The sequence below is a fragment of the Sporosarcina sp. QA0331 genome (genome assembly GCF_055808055.1).
In genome coordinates this window covers 1,792,973-1,813,624 of record NZ_CM147850.1, presented here as the reverse complement: position 1 = coordinate 1,813,624, position 20,652 = coordinate 1,792,973, and the positions used below count along the sequence as shown (strand labels likewise).

At 43.8% G+C, this 20,652-nt stretch carries 22 protein-coding genes; 11 read left to right on the top strand and 11 right to left on the bottom strand.

Annotated elements, in window-relative coordinates; translation table 11 throughout:
• Nucleotides 1-17 precede the first annotated feature (17 nt).
• Genes ribD through ribH form a run of 4 tightly spaced genes read left to right on the top strand, consistent with a single transcriptional unit; the run spans nt 18 to nt 3,447 of the window.
• The gene (ribD, locus tag AC0L13_RS08895) at nt 18-1,103 is read left to right on the top strand and encodes a bifunctional diaminohydroxyphosphoribosylaminopyrimidine deaminase/5-amino-6-(5-phosphoribosylamino)uracil reductase RibD (protein WP_473646068.1); all 1,086 of its coding nucleotides are present in this window, start codon (nt 18-20) and stop codon (nt 1,101-1,103) included.
• Complete coding sequence (gene ribE / locus AC0L13_RS08890) at nt 1,104-1,754, top strand: riboflavin synthase (RefSeq protein ID WP_473646066.1); 651 nt, start codon at nt 1,104-1,106, stop codon at nt 1,752-1,754.
• Between the two features lie 12 nt (nt 1,755-1,766).
• The gene (locus tag AC0L13_RS08885; protein ID WP_473646064.1) at nt 1,767-2,969 is read left to right on the top strand and encodes a bifunctional 3,4-dihydroxy-2-butanone-4-phosphate synthase/GTP cyclohydrolase II; all 1,203 of its coding nucleotides are present in this window, start codon (nt 1,767-1,769) and stop codon (nt 2,967-2,969) included.
• A gap of 13 nt (nt 2,970-2,982) precedes the next feature.
• Nucleotides 2,983-3,447: a 6,7-dimethyl-8-ribityllumazine synthase gene (gene ribH, locus AC0L13_RS08880; protein WP_473646062.1), complete on the top strand. Its 465-nt coding sequence runs from the start codon at nt 2,983-2,985 to the stop codon at nt 3,445-3,447.
• Nucleotides 3,448-3,494: 47 nt separating this feature from the next.
• Here ribH and AC0L13_RS08875 read toward each other — a convergent pair whose 3' ends face one another.
• Together AC0L13_RS08875 and AC0L13_RS08870 are read right to left on the bottom strand one after the other, a co-directional pair.
• Nucleotides 3,495-3,686 carry a hypothetical protein gene (locus AC0L13_RS08875; protein ID WP_473646060.1) on the bottom strand — a complete coding sequence of 64 codons (192 nt, stop codon included), beginning with the start codon at nt 3,684-3,686 and terminating at the stop codon, nt 3,495-3,497.
• A 91-nt stretch (nt 3,687-3,777) separates the two neighbouring features.
• Nucleotides 3,778-4,488, bottom strand: coding sequence for a YwaF family protein (locus tag AC0L13_RS08870; protein ID WP_473646058.1), 711 nt, complete (start codon nt 4,486-4,488; stop codon nt 3,778-3,780).
• 134 nt (nt 4,489-4,622) lie between these two features.
• Here AC0L13_RS08870 and AC0L13_RS08865 point away from each other — a divergent pair, with 134 nt between their 5' ends.
• On the top strand, nt 4,623-4,958 hold the full coding sequence (locus AC0L13_RS08865) for a hypothetical protein (RefSeq protein ID WP_473646056.1): 336 nt from the start codon (nt 4,623-4,625) through the stop codon (nt 4,956-4,958).
• Between the two features lie 36 nt (nt 4,959-4,994).
• On the opposite strand, the gene AC0L13_RS08860 is transcribed toward AC0L13_RS08865, so the two are convergent.
• From AC0L13_RS08860 to AC0L13_RS08850, 3 genes are read right to left on the bottom strand one after another with little or no spacing between them, the layout of a single operon-like run.
• On the bottom strand, nt 4,995-5,507 hold the full coding sequence (locus AC0L13_RS08860; RefSeq protein ID WP_473646054.1) for a (2Fe-2S)-binding protein: 513 nt from the start codon (nt 5,505-5,507) through the stop codon (nt 4,995-4,997).
• On the bottom strand, nt 5,504-6,334 hold the full coding sequence (locus tag AC0L13_RS08855; RefSeq protein WP_473646051.1) for an FAD binding domain-containing protein: 831 nt from the start codon (nt 6,332-6,334) through the stop codon (nt 5,504-5,506). Before AC0L13_RS08855 ends, AC0L13_RS08860 begins: the two co-directional genes overlap by 4 nt.
• Nucleotides 6,315-8,669 carry a xanthine dehydrogenase family protein molybdopterin-binding subunit gene (locus AC0L13_RS08850; RefSeq protein ID WP_473646048.1) on the bottom strand — a complete coding sequence of 785 codons (2,355 nt, stop codon included), beginning with the start codon at nt 8,667-8,669 and terminating at the stop codon, nt 6,315-6,317. Before AC0L13_RS08850 ends, AC0L13_RS08855 begins: the two co-directional genes overlap by 20 nt.
• Before the next feature lie 148 nt (nt 8,670-8,817).
• On the opposite strand from AC0L13_RS08850, the gene AC0L13_RS08845 reads away from it, so the two are divergent.
• On the top strand, nt 8,818-9,828 hold the full coding sequence (locus tag AC0L13_RS08845) for an XdhC family protein (RefSeq protein ID WP_473646045.1): 1,011 nt from the start codon (nt 8,818-8,820) through the stop codon (nt 9,826-9,828).
• Nucleotides 9,804-10,412, top strand: a complete 609-nt coding sequence (locus AC0L13_RS08840; protein WP_473646043.1) for a nucleotidyltransferase family protein — start codon at nt 9,804-9,806, stop codon at nt 10,410-10,412. Before AC0L13_RS08845 ends, AC0L13_RS08840 begins: the two co-directional genes overlap by 25 nt.
• Nucleotides 10,413-10,457: 45 nt before the next feature.
• Here AC0L13_RS08840 and AC0L13_RS08835 read toward each other — a convergent pair whose 3' ends face one another.
• The 3 genes from AC0L13_RS08835 to modA are packed head-to-tail and all read right to left on the bottom strand — an operon-like array spanning nt 10,458 to nt 12,586.
• The gene (locus tag AC0L13_RS08835; RefSeq protein WP_473646040.1) at nt 10,458-11,096 is read right to left on the bottom strand and encodes an ATP-binding cassette domain-containing protein; all 639 of its coding nucleotides are present in this window, start codon (nt 11,094-11,096) and stop codon (nt 10,458-10,460) included.
• Nucleotides 11,097-11,100: 4 nt separating this feature from the next.
• Entirely contained in the window at nt 11,101-11,796 is a 696-nt protein-coding gene (gene modB, locus AC0L13_RS08830; RefSeq protein WP_473646037.1) for a molybdate ABC transporter permease subunit, read from the bottom strand.
• Between the two features lie 16 nt (nt 11,797-11,812).
• On the bottom strand, nt 11,813-12,586 hold the full coding sequence (gene modA, locus AC0L13_RS08825) for a molybdate ABC transporter substrate-binding protein (protein ID WP_473646034.1): 774 nt from the start codon (nt 12,584-12,586) through the stop codon (nt 11,813-11,815).
• A 184-nt stretch (nt 12,587-12,770) separates the two neighbouring features.
• On the opposite strand from modA, the gene AC0L13_RS08820 reads away from it, so the two are divergent.
• Nucleotides 12,771-13,760: a substrate-binding domain-containing protein gene (locus AC0L13_RS08820; RefSeq protein WP_473646030.1), complete on the top strand. Its 990-nt coding sequence runs from the start codon at nt 12,771-12,773 to the stop codon at nt 13,758-13,760.
• A gap of 116 nt (nt 13,761-13,876) precedes the next feature.
• On the opposite strand, the gene AC0L13_RS08815 is transcribed toward AC0L13_RS08820, so the two are convergent.
• Entirely contained in the window at nt 13,877-15,091 is a 1,215-nt protein-coding gene (locus tag AC0L13_RS08815; RefSeq protein ID WP_473646027.1) for an AI-2E family transporter, read from the bottom strand.
• Between the two features lie 18 nt (nt 15,092-15,109).
• Nucleotides 15,110-16,072 (bottom strand): LCP family protein, encoded by a 963-nt coding sequence (locus tag AC0L13_RS08810; protein WP_473646025.1) that lies wholly within the window; start codon nt 16,070-16,072, stop codon nt 15,110-15,112.
• 175 nt (nt 16,073-16,247) lie between these two features.
• Between AC0L13_RS08810 and AC0L13_RS08805 the strand changes: the two genes are divergently transcribed.
• On the top strand, nt 16,248-16,352 hold the full coding sequence (locus AC0L13_RS08805) for a YjcZ family sporulation protein (protein WP_473646022.1): 105 nt from the start codon (nt 16,248-16,250) through the stop codon (nt 16,350-16,352).
• A gap of 128 nt (nt 16,353-16,480) precedes the next feature.
• Nucleotides 16,481-17,011, top strand: coding sequence for a peptide-methionine (S)-S-oxide reductase MsrA (gene msrA / locus AC0L13_RS08800; protein WP_473646019.1), 531 nt, complete (start codon nt 16,481-16,483; stop codon nt 17,009-17,011).
• A 249-nt stretch (nt 17,012-17,260) separates the two neighbouring features.
• On the opposite strand, the gene AC0L13_RS08795 is transcribed toward msrA, so the two are convergent.
• Nucleotides 17,261-18,460: an MFS transporter gene (locus AC0L13_RS08795; RefSeq protein WP_473646015.1), complete on the bottom strand. Its 1,200-nt coding sequence runs from the start codon at nt 18,458-18,460 to the stop codon at nt 17,261-17,263.
• A gap of 507 nt (nt 18,461-18,967) precedes the next feature.
• Here AC0L13_RS08795 and AC0L13_RS08790 point away from each other — a divergent pair.
• On the top strand, nt 18,968-20,575 hold the full coding sequence (locus AC0L13_RS08790; protein WP_473646013.1) for an ABC-F family ATP-binding cassette domain-containing protein: 1,608 nt from the start codon (nt 18,968-18,970) through the stop codon (nt 20,573-20,575).
• Nucleotides 20,576-20,652 lie beyond the last annotated feature (77 nt).

The following is a 20,652-nucleotide window of genomic DNA, read 5'->3' as shown; positions in this document are numbered from 1 at the left end:
TAGAAAGGGGGAATTCGATGAACCACGCCGATTATATGAAGTTAGCTTTAGATCTTGCGAAGCTTGCAGACGGTCAAACGTCACCGAATCCAATCGTCGGTGCTGTTTGTGTTAAAAACGGCCAGATTTTAGGGACAGGTGCGCATATGGAAGCTGGAACACCTCATGCTGAAGTACATGCCCTCCGTATGGCCGGTTCAAATGCAGTCAATGCAGATCTTTATGTCACTTTAGAACCTTGTGCACATGTCGGAAAGACGCCTGCTTGCACAGAGACAATCATTGCAAGCGGCATTCGCCGTGTTTTCATTGCGTCCACAGATCCGAATCCTTCCGTAAATGGAAAAGGGATTGGGCTTCTTCGGAATGCCGGAATTGAAGTGATCACTGATTTATGTAAAGAAGAGGCGGATTTTAGCAACCGGGCATTTTTTCATTTTATTCAACACAAAAAACCCTACGTCACTTTAAAGGCAGCCGCCACTCTCGATGGCCGCCTTGCAACGCAAAATGGGAACAGCAAATGGATCACGTCTGAAAGTTCGAGACTAGATGTCCATACCCTCCGCCATACCCATGATGCAATTTTAGTAGGTGTTAACACAATTCTTCATGATAACCCTTTCCTCACCACCCGCTTGCCCCATGGTGGAAAGAACCCAACACGTATTATTTTAGATAGGCATCTACGGACGCCTGAAACCGCAAATGTCATTCAGGATCAAGCTGCGGAGACGATTATTTTTACACTTGAATCGAATCGTTCGCATACTTTTACCGATTTCCCATTTGTTCATGTCGAGACGATACCGGAACATATCGATTTTTTGGATGAAGTTCTTATGCGACTTGCTGAACGAGGTATCATGATGCTGTTAGTGGAAGGCGGAAGCCAAGTCCATTCCAGTTTCATTCATTCAAGTCTTGCGAATGAGCTGTATTTGTATATGGCTCCGAAATTGGTTGGTAACGGCCCTTCCCTTTTCATGGATCAGAGCCGAATAACGATTTCGGAATCGGAACCGCTCCGTATCGTTGACGTGAAGCAAATCGGAGAAGATATCCGTCTTCATGCACTTTTTCAGAATGGAGGTGCAAGCTGATTGTTTACAGGTATTGTTGAAGAAGTTGGAACCTTACATGCGATAAAGAAAGGTTCGTCATCGTTGCAATTAATAATTACATGTGGCCATGTGCTCTCTGACGTAAAAAAGGGAGATAGTATTTCCGTCAATGGTGTTTGTTTAACCGTCTCGAATTTTTCAACAACACAATTTGCAGCGGACGTAATGCCCGAGACTTTCAAGGCAACAACACTTTTCACGTTGAAGTCCGGAAATCATGTGAATTTGGAACGTGCGATGGCAGCGAACGGCCGTTTTGGTGGCCATTTTGTTACAGGTCACATTGATTGCATAGGTGAAATTATTGCAGTCAGACCTGTCGAAAACGCAATCTATATGGATATTCAAATCGATCCTGCGTTTCAATCACATCTTGTTCCGAAAGGTTCTATAACGGTAGATGGGACTTCTTTGACTGTTTTCGATATCTCAGAACAAGGGTTTACAATATCCCTCATACCGGTCACGCAAGCTGATTCCGTACTTGGACATAAGCGCGTCGGCGATTATGTCAATGTGGAATGCGATATCCTTGCGAAATATTTGGAGCGGATCGTCTCTAGGAAAGAAACTGAACCGCCGGGCGGGTTGACAATGGAAGCACTTGCCAAAAGCGGATTTTTGGAATAAGAGGTGTAAAAGATGTTTAGTACGGTTGAACAAGCAATAGATGAATTAAAAAAAGGCAAAGCGATTATCGTCGTTGATGACGAAAGCCGTGAAAACGAAGGCGATTTTGTAGCACTCGCTGACTTTGCTACCCCTGCTATGATTAATTTCATGGCTACTGAAGGTCGGGGCTTAATCTGTGTACCGATTGAGCAACAGCTGGCAGACCATCTTGGACTGGCTCCTATGGCAACTACGAATACCGATGTCCATGGAACAGCTTTCACAGTAAGCATTGATCATGCGTCTAGCCATACTGGGATTTCCGCATTTGAACGGTCGGAAACGATATTGAAAATGCTCCATTCCGACTCGCCCCCTTCTGATTTCAGAAGACCTGGTCATATCTTCCCGTTAGTCGCGAAAGCAAACGGCGTATTGGAGCGGCCGGGGCATACGGAAGCTGCGGTTGACCTCGCACGTCTTGCCGGTGCGTCTAGAGCGGGCGTCATTTGCGAAATTATGAACGCTGATGGAACGATGGCGCGTGTAGACGATCTTATGGAAATTGCCAGAAAGCATGAACTTGTCATTTTGACGATCGAGCAGTTGATTGCATACCGTAAGCGAAATGAAAAACTCGTTGAAAGGGTTGTCGATGTTCACTTGCCTACTAAATATGGCGATTTCACAGCAATTACCTATATAGAAAAGCTGACAGGCCGTGAACATATCGCTTTTGTGAAAGGTCAAATGAATGAAACCGAGGCGACAGTTGCCCCTCTCGTCAGAATTCATTCAGAATGCCTGACGGGTGATGTATTCGGTTCCTGCCGATGCGATTGCGGTCCCCAGCTGCATGCGGCACTTGCCCAAATTGAAGAGGCTGGGAAAGGAATACTAGTTTATATGCGTCAGGAAGGCCGTGGAATTGGCCTGGTCAATAAAATGAAAGCATATAAGCTGCAAGAACAAGGATTTGACACAGTCGAGGCGAATGCCCGCTTAGGTTTCGAAGACGACTTACGGGAATATTTCATAAGCGCACAAATCCTAAACGATCTCGGTTGCAGCCGAATTCAACTGTTGACGAACAATCCGCGAAAAATCGAAGGACTTTCAGAACATGGGATAACGATCGAAAATCGAATTCCTATCGAATTGCCTGTCGTAGATGGCAACCGGTTCTATATGGAGACGAAAAAGACGAAATTAGGACATCTATTGCATAACTGAGGAGGAAAAACTAATGACTTTGACATATGAAGGGCATTTAATCGGAACAGGACTTAAAATTGGGATCGTCGTATCTCGCTTTAATGAATTTATTACAGGAAAGCTTCTTGGTGGAGCGGAAGATGCTTTGCGCCGCCACGGAGTAGAAACAGATAACATTGAAATCGCTTGGGTACCTGGGGCTTTTGAAATCCCGCTCATCGCGAAACGGATGGCAGCTTCAAAGAAATATGATGCGGTCATCACATTAGGCACCGTCATAAGAGGGTCTACTCCCCACTTCGATTACGTATGCAATGAAGTGGCTAAAGGAGTCGCCTCACTTAATATGACAGAAGAAGTGCCTGTCATTTTTGGCGTATTGACGACCGATTCAATCGAGCAAGCTGTTGAACGTGCTGGTACGAAAGCTGGCAATAAAGGATGGGACGCAGGAGTATCAGCCATCGAGATGGCGAACCTCATCAAGCAGTTTTAAATGGAAAAAGCAAGTCCCCCGATTTTGTTGGGACTTGCTTTTTTTAATCAGACACCCATTTTCCGACTCGATTGTGTGACTTTCTTTGCCTGTTGGCTTTTCATTTTTGGTGTTTGTTGAATTGGATTTCCTTTGGTCTTTGTCGACTGTGTCTTATTCTTCTTTGCCTCAAGCTGCTGTTTTACTGCGTCTTTCAAGCTGATTTTCGCTTTTTCCCCTGTTTGCTTGTTCGATTCCATATTCGTCAACTCCCTTCAGATGCTATCGGTTAGTAAATTTTAGCATTCCCGGTCAATAGTGTCCATATAGAAAATAAACAGAATGATAAAACTACCTTACTATCTTTCTCCCCTTTTTTCGCAAAGACAGCCAAATGACTGTAAATAGTATGAATGCTACCGCTTCCAGCGATAATATATACCAAGGGTAAGGACCGAGAAAATCAAGTAGGCTGCCACCCTGAGGTTTCATCCGAAGAAACATATAGTTCCCGTCAAACAGCCAGTTTACAGTTAAAATTATCGGTAACATCGCATTGATGATCAACATCGTTTTCAATACGCCTTTAAACGTAGGTTCATATCCTCTTACCCAAACAAAATAAAGGCCCGTCAAAATGATACCGGCGTGTGTATAGAAAAAATGGAAAAAGCGGAAATGCGGAAAATTCATGTCGAGAACAGGCGTTGCTAGTGCTTGTAGGGCACCAGCAATTCCGGCAAAAATGACGAAATCGATTAAATGCCGATTCCCTGTCAAAAGAAGGATGATCGAGACAAACAAAGAGATGCTGCATAATTCGAGTGGAAGTGCATCATCTAATCCCCATTTTCCCGTCGTAATGAGCCAAATATGATAACCAATATCCATTGCTAATAATGATAATGCAAAAAATCGCTCTGGCGTCTTCAATCTAGCAACATTCTCTTGTAACTTCCTTCGTTGCCAGTACAGCGTGAAAACAAGCAATGCAATTACAATTAGAACCGACAGATGCACTGCAGAAAACATAATAAACTGTTGATCCATTCCTCCACCCAAAGCCATCCCCCATTCACGTTCCGCATTTACCCTACATTATAGCATCGCTTGCTTCTAGTAAGAAGAATGGTTTGTTTAACCTCGTTCCTATACAGACATACTATGATCAACCAGAACGAAAGGGGAATAAAAGGATGGTACAACAAAATACTGAGCAATCGTCACATCAACAGATGATAGAGCAACAATTCCAAACGGAGAAAAAGCAAATCCTCCAGAAACTGAACAAAGCATCTCAGACGATACAACAGATGAGTACTTTGTTCGATTCACAGTCGGTTCAGCAAGCACAACAGCAGCTCCAGCAAGTCTCGCAGCTGTTGAATCAGTTGCAAGGACAAGCGGCGACTCAATCGCCCTCCACCGTCCAACAACAGCTCGAACAAGTTCGTAAACAAATCGACCAAGCCGCCCAAACTTTGCAGTTAATTGAAACGTTGAACGTTGGCAATAAAAGCTTTAAAAAATAGAACAGAACCCTTGGCTAGCAATCCAAGGGTTCTTTTTTACTGCCCGCGATTTTCTATCTGATTGGAATCTACCAACTTGTTTGCAGCAATGAAGGAATTGATCGCATCTTTTATTTCCTGATAACCGGTGCACCTGCAAAGGTTTGACTGTAGCCATTCTTCAACCCGCTCATCATCAGCATCGGGATGTTCTGTAACTAATGCATGCCCATTGACGATAAAGCCAGGTGTACAATATCCGCATTGGATTGCCCAATTGTCAACAAACGCCTTTCTCACCGGTGAATGTGTCAAACCTTCTATTGTCGTAATTCCACTGTTCAATGTTTCAATCGTCAATACGAGGCATGAATGCATAGGCTTACCGTCAACCAATACTGAACATGCTCCGCAATCCCCATTTCCGCAAGCTTGCTTTGCGCCTGTCAAACCTAGCTGTTCGCGCAATGTACAAAGCAATGTATCAGCAGACCTTATCATAACGTCAGTGGAAGATCCGTTGACTAGCAAAGGAACTACCGTATATTTACTCGTATTCGAGCTGATCATCCGTTCCCCTCCCAAGCAGCATTCATTTCTGTTAACAGTTTCCCGAAGATAAAACGACGGAAGTCTTTTGAAGCAATAAAATCATCTGTAATGTTTGTTGGCAGCTTGGCAATCGCCTTCTCAACTCTTTGTTCATCGCTAATTGTCGCATCGTTCAAAACGCCTTCAACTACTGCCGACCGGAACGGGTGTTCATGTAAGCCACTGAAGGCAATTCGAATACGGTTATCTTTCCGCAATGCGGCCAAACTGACAATCGGATAACCGACATTCGATGATCGAGTCCGTTTCAAATGGACGAATGGCAACTTAAGATTCGAGGAAGACACTTTTATTTGCGTCAAAAACTGACCGTCCACCAATTCCACAGCAGCGAGTTTGTCTACCGACATGACGCCCATCCCTTTAGGACCGTTGATGACGGCTAGAGCATCCGTTACGAGAAAAGGCAAAATCCCTTCCCTGTATCCGAGTTTGCTCATGAGATTTCCACCGATTGTAATTTTATTTCTTGACGTATGATCGGCGATCGTACGCACCGTTTTTTGCAACAACGGAAATAAATTTGATTCCACCAATCGGTTCAATGTCACAGCGGCTCCAATGACAAGCTCTTCTCCTTGCATTTCAAGCACATTGCACTCCGGAATCCCTTTCAGGTCGATGACTGTATCAACAGTCAATTTTCCGCCCCGAGCAAAAGTGATCACTTCAGTTCCCCCAGAGAAATAAACGACTTTCTTACCTAATTTCCATTCACTTGCATAGACTTTCAATGCCTCTTCCACTGATTCAGGTTTAAAATAATTAAAATTGAACGGAATCATTAGTTGCACTCCTCGTACGCCAAATGAGTTCGGCTGTCAATGGCAATTCAGTCAGTTCTACTTTTGTTGCCAATGAAAGGCTATTGGCCAATGCCGCAGCAGCTCCGATCACTCCGTATTCGCCGATCCCTCTTGCGCCGTATGGTCCATCTTCCGCAGGCGTTTCAATGAATTCTACAATATATTCGCTAGGTTGCTCACCGAATCTCATTAACTGATACGTCCGCAAATCAGGATTTTGGATAACGCCTTGATCGTTGAATTCGAATGATTCTCCGCTTGCGATGCTAAGCCCAAGGAAAATCCCTCCTCGCATCTGTTGAGTCGCGGTCATCGGATTAATGATCGTGCCGCCATCCATCACTGTTACAGCCTTCACGATTTTATACGTGTATTTACTTTCATCCCATTCAATTTCAACCGCTTGTGCCCCGACAGACCACCATGGACCCGGATCGCCAAAGCCCGTATCTTTATCCATCGGAGTCAAATGCCGTTGCACATGAACGCCAACTCCAATAATTTGTCCGCCGACAGTATGGCCGTTCGGATATTTATAGCCAAGTGCAATGGTTTCGATATTAATGCCGAAGTCCGGTTTTGCTTTTACGTAAACCCGGCCATTTCCAACGTCCAAATCTTCTTCGGAACATTGCAAAGCGACGGCTCCAACTCTCTTTAATTGCCGAATGGCATCGTCTGCCGCCGCCAACACGGCATTTCCTGCTAAAAACGTCGTGCTGCTTGCAACGGTTCGCCATTGGTGCGGAGTGTATTGCGTATTCACTTCCATCGTGACGTGAATATCAGAAACTTTCATTTTTAATCGTTCTGCCGCAAGTTGCGCCAAAATCGTCTTCGTTCCTTGTCCAAGTTCAACAGCCGCACAGCTTAAGTTCACCGTGCCGTCCGCTTCAAACTTCAACAGTGCACCAGCTTGCGCGTTTGTCGATGTCGTAGATGTCTTCCAGAACAACGCCACCCCTTTCGCTCGAACTACCCCGTTTTCAACTACCGGCCGCTTTCCATCCCAGCCGATCAGTTCCTTCGCCCGCGTCATGCATTTCGCTACGTCTCCGATATTGTTGGCATTCAGGACGGACTGCGTCGGTGTCGTATGACCTGGTTTGATGACATTCAGCAATCTGAATTCAATGGGATCCATTTTCAATTTTTCGGCAAATCGATCCATCGTCCGTTCGATTGCGAAAGTCAGTTCAGGATGACCGTAACCTCTGAACGAAGTGGCATACGGGTGATTCGTGTACATGCAATAAGAATCGCACCAGACGTTCGGAATGTGATAAGGACCCGTACAGTCAAGAGCGGCCGCGCGTGTTATGCCCGCAGCTTGATCGGAATAAGCACCGGCTTCGATTAAAAAAGTGTATTGCCCTGCAATGAGCTTCCCTTCTTCATTCACGCCAAGTTTGACCATCGCATTAAACCCGATATGGCAAGGAGCTGTCATCATATCCTCTTCTCGTTCGAACTGCAGCTTGACTAGTTTTCCACCTAGCGCACTGGATGCCAAGTATGCAAGAGGCTCCAGCTGCACTGCTCCCTTTCCACCGAAAGCTCCTCCGAGCATCGGAATATGAACGATGATTTTGCCGACATCTATATTAAAGAACTGGTTGAAGATCTTTTTGATCGTAAAAGGTGATTGACTCGTAGAGTGGACGATGACTCGTCCATCCGGATTAATTTCAACAGTAGCGGTTCTCGTCTCCATCGCCGCGTGGTCTGACAAATTGAAGGAATATGTAGCGGAAAATGTATCTTTGCATGTCGCCCAAGCTTTTCCGAATTCCCCTTTTCTAATTTTTATATGGCTTGCAATATTCGTCCCGGGTACAGGATAGACATTATCGATGATCTTCGTATACTGGCCTGATTGTTCGTGAATCAACGGAGAATCATTTTGAAATGCCTGTTCGACTGAATTGACGATTGGGAGCGGCTCATACTCGACAATTATTTTGCCCGCCGCCTGCTTTGCCTGGTACGGATGGTCAGCGACGACGACAGCGATGGGTTCTCCGTAATAACGAACTTTCTCGAAGGCGATCGGCGGTCGATCGGCGAGTATCGGACCTATCGGAAAAGGATATGTCTCACCCGTGATGATGGCCTGTACGCCCGGGACTTTCCACGCCTCGCTCGTATCGATCGATTTGATGCGTGCATGTGCTTCTGTGCTTGTCGCTACCTTGGCATGCAACATCCCTTTGGAAAATGTATCGGCTAAGTATTTCGCATCTCCGGTGGATTTCTCGATCGTGTCGATACGTTGCTCCGCAAATCCGACTGTCGTTCGATTTCCAAATTGCAAGATCTCGTCCTCCCTTCCTTTTCAACCTATTTTATCCAAACTGTTAAATAGGTTAGCCACTTCGCCCGGCTTTTATAAGGACATTCGAATAAATAGACCGCCAGTTGATGACACTGAGCCTATTGAATGCAATATAGAGGTGATGAAAATGGGAACGATTCCACAATTAATCGGAAAATATGTTGAATCCGGGCAGGCGGCAGTCCTTGCGACGGTCATCCATGTAGAAGGATCTGCTTACAGGAAGGAAGGCGCATGGATGTTCATTCTCGAGGACGGCAGTAGAATCGGTTTGCTTAGCGGCGGATGTCTTGAGTATGATCTGCATTGTCGGGCGAAGGAGATGTTCCATACGGGGGACGTAAAAATTTGTGAATTTGATTTGCGTGCAGAGGATGATTTGGGTTGGGGACGCGGTGCTGGATGCAACGGCATTGTAACAGTTATGCTGCGTGACGTCGATGCTCGGTTCAAAGAGTCTCTTCAATTCTTATATGAACAACTTCAACAAGGGCAACCCGTACAGTTCCTGCAGTCTTTGGAAAATGGATTTAATTACTGTTTCGCAAGCAAAACCGAGAAAAACGGACCTTTGAAGAAGAAAATTCAGATTGTTGACAAACAACCTTTTCAGTATTCAGCTGGCCGTAAATGGCTTCAAGACGAGCCTATCTATCAACAATGGATTTGGCCGGCACCTTCTGTTTACTTATTCGGCGCAGGCGCCGATGCTCGACCGTTTGCCAAATTAGCTTCTTCTGTCGGATACGCCGTACATATATGCGATTGGCGTGAAGCGCTTTGTACAAATGAACATTTTCCAACCGCAACTTCTTTCCAGATTGGGCCGATAAATGAAATAGTAAGCCGTCTAATGTTCAATGAGCTTGATTTAGTCGTCATCATGACGCACGATTTCCAAGCCGATCAAGAAATCCTTCATGCTATACAAAACGAGTCGTTATTATATGTCGGTTTATTAGGCTCAAAAAACAGAACAGAGCGTTTGCTAGGACATTCGATTCCTGATTGGCTTCATTCTCCCATTGGCCTGCCGATCGGTGCAGATGGGCCTGAAGAGATTGCGGTCAGCGTCATTGCAGAAATGATTGCCGTCCGGAAAGGAAAAGCGATATGTCCATCATTGGCATCTATTTAGCTGCCGGAAAGAGTCGGCGAATGGGCACGAATAAATTATCGCTTGCGGTTGGAAAAATGGCGTTAGGCAGCTTGGCGCTCGACACCGCAATACAATCTTCATTAGATAGCATCTGTATCGTCGTCAATAAAAATGATGATTTGACCTGGATTTCTGAACGGTTGAAGTCGCATGAAAAGTGCAAAGTCGTCATCTGTACGGATGCAGACGCAGGACAGTCCGCTTCTCTTCGTTGCGGCATTGAGTATGCAATGGAAGCCGGCGCTTCAGCAATCGTCGTCCTCTTGGCGGATCAGCCGTTTATTACAATTCGGATGATCGATGAAATCGTTGCGTGTTTGAAAGAGCATCCGAATAGTAAATATATCGCCACTGCTCATGAAGGAACGATGAAACCCCCAATTCTCTTTACTCGAGACCTTTTCCCTGTCCTTTTGGAAGTTCATGGCGATCAAGGCGCAAGGGAGATATTACGCGGAGCGTCAGTTGTTGCAGGAAAACAGTTGCCGTGCCATGATCCGAGGCTCGTATTCGATGTAGATGATGCAGAAGATTACGCTGTTTTGCTTTCTCAATTGGAATAAAACAAAATGCCCTGTGGTCATTAGAGAGTTACAGGGCATTTTGCATTATTTTTCATCAATAATTTTTCCACGGTCGAGAAATAAAATTCGGTCCCCAAGTTTCTCGGCTTCCTCTACATCATGTGTCACGATGATGAACGGGATTTTCCACATATCATGCAAGCGGATCAGTTCGTCTTGGCATTCAGTTCGCGTTTGTTTATCCAAAGCGGATAGCGGCTCATCCAGTAAAAGAATAGATGGCTCTGTCGCCAAAGCACGGGCAAGAGCTGCGCGCTGCTTTTCTCCGCCGGATATTTGATGAGGATACTTGGACAAAAGATGCTGAATGCCAAGGACTTGCATTAGTTGATCGAAAACAAATGTATGCTCCTCATCTTTCCGTTTCATACCGTAGCGAATGTTTCGCCCGATCGTCATATGCGGAAACAAAGCATAGTCTTGGAAAAGCACCCCTACATTCCGTGCCTGGACTGACATGCTTTCCTTTTTCCCTCGAAAAAATGATTTGTCCCCCAATTTGATTGATCCTTCGTCAGGCTGCGTCAATCCTGCAATCGTATTCAAAATAGTTGTTTTCCCAGAACCGGATGGCCCGAAAAGAACGAGGATTTCATCGTCAACTGTAAAATCGACTTTCAAGTCATAATGGGATAACCGTTTTTCGATGCTCACTTCCAGCATTCAATCACCTGTTTCGATTTTGATCTGTAAAACGTCTCATGTTCCGGCGGCTCCACCAATTCAGCCATGTGATTGTGCTAAAACCTAATGCAACAATGATCACAACCCACAACGTAGCTTTCTCCATCTGACCTGCTTCGACCGCAAAGTAGATGGCCATCGGAATGGTATCGGTCTTCCCAGGTATGTATCCTGCAAGCATAAGAGTAGCTCCGAATTCCCCAAGCCCCCTTGCAAATGAGAGGACGAGGCCAGCAAGAAGGCCTGGCCAAGCGAGAGGAAAGGCCACTGTCCAAAACACCCGCCATTCTGATGCCCCTAACGTCCGGGCTGCATTTTCAAGACGATTGTCCAAACTGTCAAATGCAGCCGCGGCACTTTGGTACATTAATGGAAACGAAACGACGATCGATGCGATTACAGCACCTATCCAAGTAAAAACAATTTGGACGTCGAACCATTCCAACAACCATTTGCCAATCCAGCCATGCTTGCCGAATAGGATAAGAAGGGCAAAGCCGACTACGGTAGGCGGCAGAACGAGCGGAAGCATGAAGGCAGACTCAATAACTGTTTTACCGAAAAAATGCTTTCTAGCAAATAGCCTTGCGAAAAAGACGCCCATTATGAAGACGACAACTGTCGAAATGGCAGCGACTTTTAAAGATAGCAGTAAAGGCGAAAAATCAATATCTGTCACGTTTCCCCCTCATTCCTTACTTGAATCCATATTTCTGAAGAATTTGTTTTCCTTCATCTCCTGTTAGAAAATCAAGAAACTCCTGTGCTTGTTCAGGATGCTTTGAATCTTTTACGACAGCTCCCGGGTATACGATCGGAGTATGCCAAGCCGGATCGGCTTCCGCCACTACGACCACTTTATCCGACACAAAAGCGTCTGTCGAGTACACAATTCCATATTCCGCATTTCCCAATTCCACATGTGTCAGTACTTGACGCACGTCCGATCCCATAACAAGTTTATTTTGTAAAGGCGTCCACAATTGCAGGTGCTCCAGAACTTCCTTTGTATAGCGCCCTACTGGAACAGTTTCCGGTTCACCGATGGAAAGATGATCGAACGCATCGTCGCCAAGCTGTTCGAATGATGTCAATGGATTCTCAGTCGACTTATTCGCTACTAATACAATAGAGTTTTTGGTGAAATCCATGACGGATGACTCGTTGACCAATTCTTTATCAGATAGCCTTTCCATATCTCTTTGACTTGCTGATAAAAAAATGTCGGATGGGGCACCTTGTTCGATTTGTGTTGCAAGTTTACCTGAACTGCCCAAATTCAACGTGATTTCCACATCGTCATGTTCGCTTTCATACACCTGCTTCAATTCATTCAATGCATCTGTTAAACTCGCTGCTGCAGAAATTGATAGCTTAGTTTTTTCTGCACCTTCATTCCCTTTAGAACTGCAACCGAAAGGAATGGCCATGATCACAAAAAGAAGTAAACATTTAACTAAATTGTTCATCTTTTACCCCCCTTTATTTTCTTACTATTACCTATCTTTATATATAACATAATATAACTAAATATATCTAGTTATATCTAAACACAACTAAATATAATTCAATATTCTTAGTCATATCTGAATAGATTGCTTTTTTAGTTGCTATAAGGGAAAATAGAAGTAGCAATGCGACAGGAGGTTACTTATGACTAACCATCAAGCAGCTTCATATACGACCGAAGAAATCGCTGATCTGCTGAAAGTCTCCAAATTGACCGTTTATGATCTTATTAAAAAAGGTGAGCTTCGTGCATACCGGGTCGGTAGGCAAATGCGGATTGATGCGGAGGATCTTGAAGCTTATAAAGAGAAATCAAAAAGTGGCGGAGTAATTGAAAAAGAAGACAATGAATCCGTGCCAAAGTCGGAACCTTTGATCCAACCAACCGAACCCGCCCCTCCTCCCCTACGATTCCAGCCATCCCCTACTCGGCAGCTGATAATTAGCGGACAAGATATTACCTTAGATCTACTCGCAAATGCAATTGGGAGGTCCGGCGCGGTTACCAGTCCTCTACGTTCGTATACCGGCAGCCTGAATAGCTTGATAGCAATGTACAAAGGAGAAGCCGACATCGTTAGTACCCATCTTTTCGATGGAGACACAGGGACTTATAATCTTCCATACATCCAAAAGATACTAACGGGACGTCAATACGTTGTCATCAATTTATTATCACGGTCTGCTGGCCTGTTTGTACAAAAGAACAATCCGAAAAATATTCGGACGTGGAGAGATTTCAGTAACCAAAACATAAAAATGGTCAACAGAGAAATTGGATCGGGAGCAAGAGTGCTGCTCGATGAGAAATTACGCTTAGAAGGCATCACCCCTCATACAATCGACGGTTATCATATGGAGGAAATGAATCATATTGCCGTCGCAAGTAAAGTAGCATCCGGAATTGCGGATGTCGGCGTAGGCATTGAAAAAGCTGCGACATTGGTAGGAGTAGATTTCATTCCCCTCGTCCACGAGCAATATGATCTCGTTATGTTCAAAACGCTTGAAAATGAATTTGTCAGAAACACGATTCTATCCATCCTCCGCTCACAAGATTTCCAACGTGAAATCGGGGCGCTCGGCGGATATGACCTTTCACTGACCGGCAGCATTATATATGAAACAGAATAGGAAAAGGCACCCCAATGTACGTTGGGGTGCCTCCTTCTATTCGTTGTTCTCCTTCTCTTTATACTAGTTTACATAATATTATTATCGAGCAAAAAGTGAACGTCCAAGATTGGACGTCACTCCTTAGATCGAACTACATCTTCATAATGCATTTCAGAATCCGGCTCATAATTGTTATATCTTATCTTTAGCAGTTTAAACAAATGCGTGAATACCACTTTCAGTAAAGCGTATCCTGGTATTCCTAAGACTACTCCAGCAACACCAAATAGAGAGCCTGCAGTCAACAAAACAAAAATAATCGTTATCGGGTGGATTCTTAATGATTTCCCCATGATTTGCGGAGATATGAATTTCCCGTCCACTAATTGAACGATTGTCCACACTGCAGCCAGTTTCACGAGCATGAACGGCGAAGTGACGATGGCAATAATAACTGCGGGCGTAATTGCGATAAGAGGGCCTAAATACGGGACAACGCTCGTAATCATAGCTAACGCCCCTAATAGTGGCGCATAATCCATGCCTATGATGTAAAATCCGATAGTGACCATAATTCCAATACTAATAGCTACAAGAATTTGCCCTTGGATATAAGCCCCGATCTGATGATCAGCATCTTTCAGAATAGAATCGGCATCATCCCGAAGGCGTGGCGGCAGCATTTTTTTGATCATCTGAGGAAGCTTTTCGCCATCCTTCAATAGATAAAATAGGATGAATGGAACCGTGACGATTGCGAGTATGAATCCTGTCAATGCTGATATGAAAGATGTTATGCCTGAAGCGATTCCGCCAACAGTGTCTGTAAATATTTTACCAATATTCCCTAAGCCATTATCCAATATACTGTTAATATTAATATTCATTTCCTTATAATACGTTTCAAATATTGAATTCCGTAAAAATGTATCAACATTAATAAGCATTTGTGTGAAATATGTAGGAAACTCTTCAATCAGATTCGCAAATTGATTCTTCAAAAAAGGATATATAAGAAATACGATTAAAGTGATTAAGCCGATGAGACCGACGAATATTATGAAGATCCCCCATATCCTCGGGATTCTTAAACGTTCCAATATCCGAAGAATAGGCCTCAATAGATAATACGCAATCGTCGCCAATATAATCGGCAGCACGACAGTTGAAAAGAATACTTTAATAGGGTAAAAAATGAATGCAACTTTGCTAAATACTAAAATGATCAAGCCGATTAACAGAACGGAAAGGAGTACGAACATTGTTGCTCGTCCTCCAAGAAAACGGATAATCCGCGGTGTTCCATCATTCATTTCTTTATTTTGCTCCGACGATTTTATGTTATCCATTGACTCCCCCACTTCCCATCACTCAAGTTCCATATCAAGAAAAGCTGCAAGCGTCTCTTTATTCTTCTCAATGTCAAGTTCGATTACCGATCCTGCATGTGAATAAGAGTTGAAACGATATGTGCCTTCGACAGGAATCGTCATTGTTTCAAGGTCCGCTTTTCCGTTCATGATAAGCGTGAATGCTTTTGAAATTTCATCCTTCGTCGTTAAGTCCGTCGCAATGAAGCCCGATAAAGCACCGGACAATTTCGGTACATGAAGAAGCATTCCTGGTCTTAGCGCCTCTTCTTTCAAAGCTGAAATGACCTCTTGCTGCCTTGCAACCCTACCGAAGTCCCCTTCAGCATCAGCACGGAACCGCGCATATCCAAGTAGTTCTTTACCATTCAACTGTTGTTCGCCTGGCATGAGAGTGACGCCAATCTTTTCGGACATCTCTTTTTGAACGTTGATCGTTATACCATCTGGAAAGGCAATATCGATGATCGACTCAAAATTATCAAAATCTACAATGGCGTAATGGTGAATAGGGATTCCGAACATGCCGGTAATCGTATCCTTGACAGTCTGTACTCCGTTTAAGTAATAAGCGGTATTAAGTTTATATGATTTATATCCAGGAATATCTGCGTATATATCCCGCATGAACGAAACAAGGCGGATCGCCCCTTCTTGTTTATTCCACGAAAGGACCATCATTGTGTCAGTGCGGGACCTTCCGCTTCCATCATCGTCAACACCTAATAGCAAATAATTTTCGACTGATGGGTTTTGAGGATCGATAATATCTCCGGAAAACGGACCGGGATCGATGACATTCCCATTAGCCAATGACTTTCCTTCGTTATATTGAAAGTATGAATACAATCCCGCCACGATGAAGCCAAGAAAGAGAATCGTGAAAAAAACTCTGCCGATCCGTAATTTCCTTCTCCTTCTTCTTCTAGGCACCGGGCCTTCGTACTGGTCTTCGTTCAAGTTTAATTCCTCCATATTGTAAAGTCACCTATAGGACGATTGTTGAATGTCATTGGTTGCGTATGTATATCGATAGTATACCATGGTTGACCTCAATAATATGCTTCAATTATTGGTCGATTCCCCACGCATTCATCGACAAAGAGCATAGTCTATATTGAAGGTGGTGGTATAAATGGGACGTGAATACGGAGGCGGAAGCGGATACGGTTCTTCCTTTGTTTTGATAGTTGTGCTTTTCATCCTGTTGATCATTGTCGGGGCAAGCTTCGTCTACTAAGCGATAAAACAATAAGCACAACCACTCATTGGCACTTCGGGGAAAGGGTGACTACGGGCAAGGTCGTAGGCAGCCTTTCTTTCGTGTGCTACAATTTAAGTGATGAATCGGAGAGGAGTTTATAAATAATGACGAGTGAAGTAGTTGAAAAAGCGACTTTTGCCGGCGGATGCTTTTGGTGCATGGTAAAGCCATTCAAGGAATGGGACGGCATTATTGATATCGTTTCGGGCTATATGGGTGGACATGTTGAAAATCCAACGTATGAGGACGTGAAAAAAGGAGATTCGGGACATTTGGAAGTCGTCGAAATCACATACGATCCTTCTGTCTTTACATATGAAAAACTGCTAGAACTATATTGGCCGCAAATCGATCCGACAGATGCAGGCGGACAATTCCACGACCGCGGGCATTCGTACACGACTGCCATCTTTTATTATAATGAAGAGCAAAAGAACGCGGCTGAACATTCAAAAGAGATGCTCGCGAATAGCGGCAGGTTTACGAAGCCGATCGTAACAGATATCCGACCAGCAGAGACGTTTTACCGCGCTGAAGAATACCACCAAGACTACTACAAAAAAGAAGAAGCCCACTATGAAGAAGACCGCGCCAAATCAGGCCGCGACGAATTCATAAATGAGCATTGGAAATAAGTCAATTAAAGAAATCGGCTTTGGAGGATTCCATGGCCGGTTTATATTTTAAATTTCGCTTTAGAAAATCGTCAGAAAAGGCGAGACTCCTGCGAAAGCCGTCACGAAGGACGGCTTTTGCGAGCAATGTCTTCTGCGACCTTAAGGGAGCAAAAGCGTAGCGTTGGGAGCACCGGATAGGCGACGCCCGCGGAAAGCGAGCCGTTCTGGCGATTTTCGTTATTGAAGGACACCCTGAATTGCTATACTCTATTGTCCTTTCGATTCCCGCTCTCCAATCATGAACGTTAATATTATCATAGCAACAAACAACCCCATGAATATCATCAATGTATAATGATGATCGCCAGTCCAGTCGTAAATCAACGCAATCAATAACGGTAAAAACCCGGCAATTAGATAGCCGCCGGTCTGCATCATAGCTGTCCAAGCATTCGTATCATCCGGCGTTTCCGTCGCGTCCAATGGAAACAATAATGCAATCGGGAATAAGCCGGCAAGCGGAATCGCCATGAGAACAGCGCTGACCCACATTAGTGTGCTTCCTCCAGTCCAAAGCAAACCAAATGCAATTAATCCCATCGTTAAAAATAGAAGCAGCCAGAACTTCCTTTTCGGAAAACGTTCATACACAATCGGAAATATTAGATTCAATACGATCTGAAGCGTCATCATTAAAGATAACAGCATACTTGCTTGAACGAGAGACATACCCGCATCCGTCACAACTGGTACAATCCACGTGATGATGCAAAAGAAACTCGACGCCTGCAAACCGAAAAAGATCAGATACAGCCAAGCTTTCTTCTTGCGCCAAGGAGACACTGCATCGGCTTTCCTTATTTCAGTCTTGTCACTTCCCTCTTGCTGAACATTCATATCGCCTTTCACTGAAATCTTCCAAAGGAATATGCCTGCAATCGTTAAAACAGCCCAAATGCCGAGTGCAAACGGGTAAGAACCTGTTGATTCGAAAAATATTGCAGTCAGACCTGCACCTAATGACGAACCGACCCCCATCCCAAATGAATAAACACCGATGACACTTGTTGACCGTTCAGGAAAACTTTGTTTAATCATTGCGGAAAGTAGTGGTCCCATGACAGCTATTGCAATTCCTATAAAAATTGCAGAGATAAGTAAAGATATGTAGTTCGAATAAAACCCTCGAAGCATCGTCATGAAGCCGATAATAATGAGCATGAGATACATGGAACGAGTCAACCCTATCGTACGATTCAAAAAGGGCGATAAAGATGCAAAGAGACCCATGCAAAAGACTGGCAATGCCGTCAATAAGCTCACTTGTGCATTCGTCAATGATAAGTCATCTCTTATAATATCAAGCATCGGTCCAATTGATGTTATAGCCGGTCTCATATTGACCGACACGGCAAAAATAGTAATGATGAGTAAAATGGCGTTATGTTTTGAAATACGTTGTGACATCAATAATCTCCTTTATCAGACTTGGGAACTTGTGTTCTTTCCTATTTTCTACTATACTAATCTTGAAAGGAAAGATTTGTATGAAACTTCTTCATTGGGAATATACACGCAAGTACCAAGTAAAATGTATATTTGATGAATTCCCCCACACCGTTTTCCTTTTTCGGAAAGTGAAGGACTATTATTTGTTGTTTTCGATGTCCGGATTGGATAAGCATGCTGTTCCGACCAAAAAAGATTACGTACGGATGGAATATTTACTGAATAAAGAATTATGCTTATTGGACGCCTACCGGCAACGGAGTGTTTTCAAATGTTGATCCCCTAAGATGGGGATTTTTTTGTGGAATCGAAGCGAAGATTGAATAGAAAAAATCGCTGGTGCAAAACTTCCAATACAATCATACACGAGACGAGTCGAAAAAGTGCTTAAAACGAATCGAACCCATACCACTCAGGAAAGAATCCATGTTATAATAGGAGCATTGTGAATTTAGGAGGATTTTTATGATAGCAGTCAGTAATGTAAGTCTTCAATTCGGTGACCGTAAACTGTTTGAAGATGTGAATATACAGTTCAACCCTGGTCATTGTTATGGATTGATCGGTGCAAATGGAGCTGGTAAATCGACGTTCCTTAAAATTTTGTCCGGCGAACTGGAACCTCAAACAGGCAACGTCATCATGAACAAAGATGAGCGTTTAGCAGTCCTGAAGCAAAACCACTTTGAGTACGAAGAAAACGAAGTGCTCGACACGGTCATTAGAGGGCATCAACGTCTATATGACATTATGACCGAGAAAAATGCAATTTATATGAAAGAGGATTTCTCTGACGAAGATGGTATGCGCGCAGCGGAACTCGAAGGTGAGTTCGCTGAGTTGAATGGCTGGGAAGCTGAATCGGAAGCTGCCATCCTTCTTCAAGGACTAGGCATTCCAGAAAGCCTTCACCATGTGAAAATGTCTGAGCTGAGCGGTTCGGAAAAAGTGAAAGTGCTCCTTGCACAAGCATTATTCGGAAAGCCGGATGTCTTATTACTGGATGAGCCGACGAACCACTTGGACTTGAAAGCAATTCAATGGCTAGAAGAATTCCTTATCGATTTTGAGAATACAGTCATCGTCGTTTCGCATGACCGTCACTTCTTGAATAAGGTATGTACTCAAATTGCCGACCTCGACTTTTCAAAAATTCAGCTTTACCCAGGAAACTATGATTTCTGGTATGAGTCCAGCCAATTAGCGTTAAAAATGGCTCAAGACCAAAACAAGAAAAAAGAAGAAAAGATTAAAGAATTGCAAGCTTTCGTCGCTCGCTTTAGTGCGAATGCTTCTAAATCGAAACAAGCGACTTCCCGTAAAAAAGCGCTTGAAAAAATCGAATTGGATGATATCAAGCCATCTTCCCGCAGATATCCATTCGTCAATTTCCAAATTGGCCGCGAAATCGGAAATGATGTGCTTGCTGTTAAAGATTTGTCTAAAACACAAGATGGCAAAGTGATGTTAAAAGACGTCACGTTCACGATGAATAAAGAAGATAAAATCATACTTTTAGGGAATCCGCTAGCTAAAACGGCATTGTTGGAAATCCTTGCAGAAGAGGCTCAACCGGACTCCGGAACATTCAAATGGGGCGTAACGACAACACGTTCTTACTTCCCCCTTGATAACAGCGAGTACTTCGAAGGATCGGAATCCTCATTAGTGGAATGGCTTCGCCAATATTCACCTGAAGATCAAACCGAAACTTTTTTACGTGGCTTCCTTGGCCGTATGCTCTTCTCCGGCGAAGAAGTTAAAAAGAAACCATCCGTTTTATCCGGTGGAGAAAAAGTTCGTTGCATGCTTTCCAAAATGATGTTGACGAATGCCAATGTCCTTTTGCTTGATGAACCGATGAACCACTTGGACTTGGAATCGATTCAAGCGCTGAACAATGGATTGATCGCTTTCAAAGGAGCTATGATTTTCACTTCTCATGACCAGCAGTTCATCCAAACAGTTGCAAATCGAATTATTGAAATTCGCGAAGATGGTACGATTTTCGATAAAATGATGCAGTATGACGAATATTTGGAATGGAAAGAGCAACAAGCTGTTTCCAACTAATACTAAACCGTTTTCCTTTCATGGAAAGCGGTTTTTTCGTTTTGTAATTGCAATATCGGTTATGGAAATGTATAAGG